Genomic DNA, 3,782 nt, shown 5'->3' with positions numbered 1-3,782 from the left:
GCGCCCGACGTCCGTGTCCCTGCCCGCCGCCACCGGCACCTTCCGCCGGCCCACCTCCGTACGCCCCCTGCCCGCCCGCACGATCCGCATCGGCCGCGGCCCCGACAACGACCTGACCGTCGACGACCTGGTCGTCTCCCGGCGCCACGCCGAACTGCGCGCGGGGCCCGGCGGCGACTACGAGATCGTCGACCTCGGCAGCCACAACGGCACCTTCCTCAACGGCCACCCCGTGCGCCGCGCACCGGTGCTCCCCGGCGACATCATCGGCATCGGCCACTCCGCCTTCTGCCTGGTCGGCGACCAGCTCCAGGAGTACGTCGACAGCGGCGAGATCTCCCTGGACGTCCAGGACCTGTGCGTCCACGTCGACGCCGAAGGGGGCCGCAAGCGGCTCCTCGACGAGGTCTCCTTCCCTGTCGCCGAGAAGTCCCTGCTCGCCGTCGTCGGCCCCAGCGGCTCCGGCAAGTCCACCCTCCTCAACGCCCTCACCGGGCTGCGCCCCGCCGACCAGGGCACGGTGCTCTACGACGGCCGCGACCTCTACCGCGACTACGCCGAACTGCGCGCCCGCATCGGGCTCGTCCCCCAGGACGACATCCTGCACGTCCAGCTCACCGTGCGCCGCGCCCTGTCCTACGCCGCCGAACTGCGCTTCCCCGGCGACACCGCCAAGGCCGAGCGCCTGGCCCGCGTCGAGGAGGTCATCCGCGAACTGGGCCTCGAACAGCGCGCCGACCAGCCCATCCACAGCCTCTCCGGCGGCCAGCGCAAGCGCGTCAGCGTCGCCCTCGAACTCCTGACCAAGCCCTCCCTGCTCTTCCTCGACGAGCCGACGTCCGGCCTCGACCCGGGCATGGACCGCTCGGTGATGAACACCCTGCGCACCCTCGCCGACGACGGCCGCACCGTCATCGTCGTCACCCACAGCGTGCTCAGCCTGGACGTCTGCGACCGGCTGCTCGTCCTCGCCCCCGGCGGGCGGACCGCCTTCTACGGGCCCCCCCCCGACACGCCCGGCTTCTTCGGGTTCAAGGAGTGGCCCGAGGCCTTCGAAGCCTTCGAGAACGACAAGGACCGCGACTGGCCGGGGGAGTACCGCGCCTCGGGCCAGTACCGGCAGTACGTCGGCTCCGCCGCCGGGCGGCCGCGCCCCGCCGAGCCGCCCGCGGCGCAGGCGGAACCCGCCCCGGCCCCCGCCAAGCCGCAGACCTGGGGCGCCCAGCTGTGGACCCTGATGCGCCGCTACGTACGGGCGCTGAGCACCGACCGCACCTTCCTGATCATCATGATCGTGCTGCCGTTCGTCACCGGCGCGATGGCCCGGCTGTCCTCGGGCACCCGCTTCGCCTCCGCCGACAAGGCCAACACGGTCCTGCTGATCCTGTGCGTGGGCGGCGTGCTGACGGGCGCCGCCAACGCCGTGCGCGAACTCGTCAAGGAACGGGTCATCTACCGGCGCGAGAGAGCCGTGGGCCTGTCCAGGTCCGCCTACGTGATGTCGAAGATCCTCGTCCTCGGTGTGATCACGGTGGCGCAGGCCGTCGTCCTGTCCGTCGTCGGCCTGGGCGGCGTGGACACCCGCGCGCCCCGCGGCCAGGGCGTGCTCATGCCGCCCCTGGCCGAGATGACCCTGGCCCTGGCCGTGCTGTCCTTCACGTCCATGCTGCTGGGCCTGCTCATCTCGGCAATCGTCCGCAGGGAAGAGGTCACCATGCCGCTGCTGGTCCTCATCACCCTGGTCCAGGTCGTCTTCTGCGGCGGGATGATCGAGCTCAACAACAAGCCGGCGCTGGAGCAGCTCGCCTGGCTGGTGCCCTCGCGCTGGGCGCTGGCCGCCATGAGCTCCACGATCGACTTCACCCACATCCCGCCGGCCACCGGACAGCTCCCGCCCTCGGCCGGGGGAGGCGACCCGCTCTTCCGGCACGCCGCCGGCACCTGGCTGATGGACATGGGCATGATGCTGCTCCTGGCCCTCGTGTTCGCCCTCCTGGTGGCCCGCCTCCTGCGCCGCCACGAACCCGCGGTCATGCGCAAGTGACGGAGGCGGAGACGGGTGCGGGAGAAGTGACGGAGGGAGAAGTGACGGAGACGGAGGAGACGCAGCCATGAGCACCGTCCCCCTGGCCTCCGGCGGCGCGTCCGGCGTCCCCGGTTTCGAGCCGACCCACGTCGTGCCCCCCGGCGGGCTCGCCACCTGGACCGCCCCCGACGGCGCCGTGCCCACCGCGCCGCTGGACCCGCTCCTTCCCGTACGGCTCGTGGAGCGGCGCGGCGACTGGGGGCAGGTGCTCTGCTCCAACGGCTGGGCCGCCTGGACCGACGCCCGCCTCCTCGTCGTCCTGCCCCAGGGACCGCCCGCCGCCGGGGGGCCGCTGGTGCGCACGGACGACGCGCGCGGGCTCCTCACCCGCGTCCAGGAGACCCTCGGCCGCTACCGGCAGGCCATGGAGGACCTCGCCGCCGGCCGCACCGACGCCGAGGCCTTCGGCCAGGCCGTACGGGGCCTGCGCGTCGGGGCCGTCGTCGACGGCGACGCCGTCTGGCTCTACGACGCCGAACGGGACGTGTGGTGCTACTGCGACGGCACCGCCATGGCCGCGCTCGCCGCCCCGGCCGGGCCCGGCGGTGACCGCTGATGGCCCCGGCCGGGGACCGGCCCTCGGAGCTGACCGGCCGCCGCATCGCCGGCTACGAGGTGGAGGGCGAACTCGGGCGCGGCGGCATGGCCGTCGTCTACCGCGCCCGCGACCTGCGGCTCGGCCGGATCGTCGCGCTCAAGCTGCTCGCCCCCGAACTGGCCCGCAACGACACCTTCCGCCGGCGCTTCGGCCACGAGTCGCGCGTCGCCGCGGCCATCGACCACCCGCACATCGTGCCCGTCTTCGAGGCCGGAGAGGCCGACGGCGTCCTCTACATCGCCATGCGGTACGTGGCCGGGCTCGACCTGCGCGCCCTGCTCGACCGCGACGGGCCGCTGCCGCCGGTCGTGGCGTGCCGCATCGCGGGCCAGGTCGCCTCGGCGCTCGACGCGGCCCACGCGCACGACCTCGTCCACCGGGACGTCAAGCCGGGCAACATCCTCGTGACCGAGGGCACCGACAGCGACCACCCCGAGCACGTGTACCTCACCGACTTCGGGCTGACGAAGAAGTCCCTGTCCCTGACCGGCTACACCCGCGTGGGCCAGTTCGTCGGCACGCTGGACTACGTCGCGCCCGAACAGATCGCGGGCAAGCCGGTGGACGGGCGGTGCGACGTGTACAGCCTGGGGTGCGTCGTCTTCGAGATGCTCACGGGGGCGCCGCCGTTCCGGCGCGAGGACGACATGGCGCTGCTGTGGGCGCACCAGTACGACGCGCCGCCGCGGCTGTCGGAGCGCGTCCCGGGCCTGCCGGCCGCGGCCGACGACGTCCTCGCCAAGGCCCTGGCCAAGACCCCCGCCGAACGCTTCGACAGCTGCCTGCGCTTCGTGGCGGCGCTGCGGGCGGCGACGGCGTCGCTCCCGGGCGTGCGACGAGTCCCGGAGCCGCCGGGCTGGGCGGGCGTGGCATTCCCGGAACGGCCGACCTGACGCCGGGCCAGTTGCCGCGCCACCGCGGAGTCCGGCCCCGGCCGGTCGCCCCCGTACGGGACAGGCCCGGTCCGGCACCGCCGGGCTGCGCCGCGGGGGTTGCGCGCCGTTGCGGCGGGGGAACGACGGCGGCCCCCCCGCCGACCGGGGTGCCGGGGCCGCCGCATGTGATTGCGGGCCGCGCCCCTCGTTTCCGCCGCCGCGG

Annotated in this window: 3 protein-coding genes; all 3 read left to right on the top strand. The window is 74.3% G+C overall.

Going from position 1 to position 3,782, the window contains the following annotated elements; translation table 11 throughout:
- Nucleotides 1-2,044 (top strand): ATP-binding cassette domain-containing protein (locus tag ACSNOH_RS33860; RefSeq protein WP_436725283.1); only part of this gene is annotated, 2,044 nt, incomplete at its 5' end.
- Nucleotides 2,045-2,111: 67 nt separating this feature from the next.
- Nucleotides 2,112-2,642, top strand: coding sequence for a hypothetical protein (locus ACSNOH_RS33855; protein WP_436725282.1), 531 nt, complete (start codon nt 2,112-2,114; stop codon nt 2,640-2,642).
- Nucleotides 2,642-3,577, top strand: coding sequence for a serine/threonine-protein kinase (locus ACSNOH_RS33850; RefSeq protein WP_436725281.1), 936 nt, complete (start codon nt 2,642-2,644; stop codon nt 3,575-3,577). Before ACSNOH_RS33855 ends, ACSNOH_RS33850 begins: the two co-directional genes overlap by 1 nt.
- Nucleotides 3,578-3,782 lie beyond the last annotated feature (205 nt).

The organism is Streptomyces sp. URMC 127 (assembly GCF_051386535.1).
In the GTDB taxonomy this organism is placed as follows: domain Bacteria; phylum Actinomycetota; class Actinomycetes; order Streptomycetales; family Streptomycetaceae; genus Streptomyces.
The sequence above is the reverse complement of the archived record's forward strand: the minus strand, read 5'-3'. Positions and strand labels throughout refer to the sequence as shown.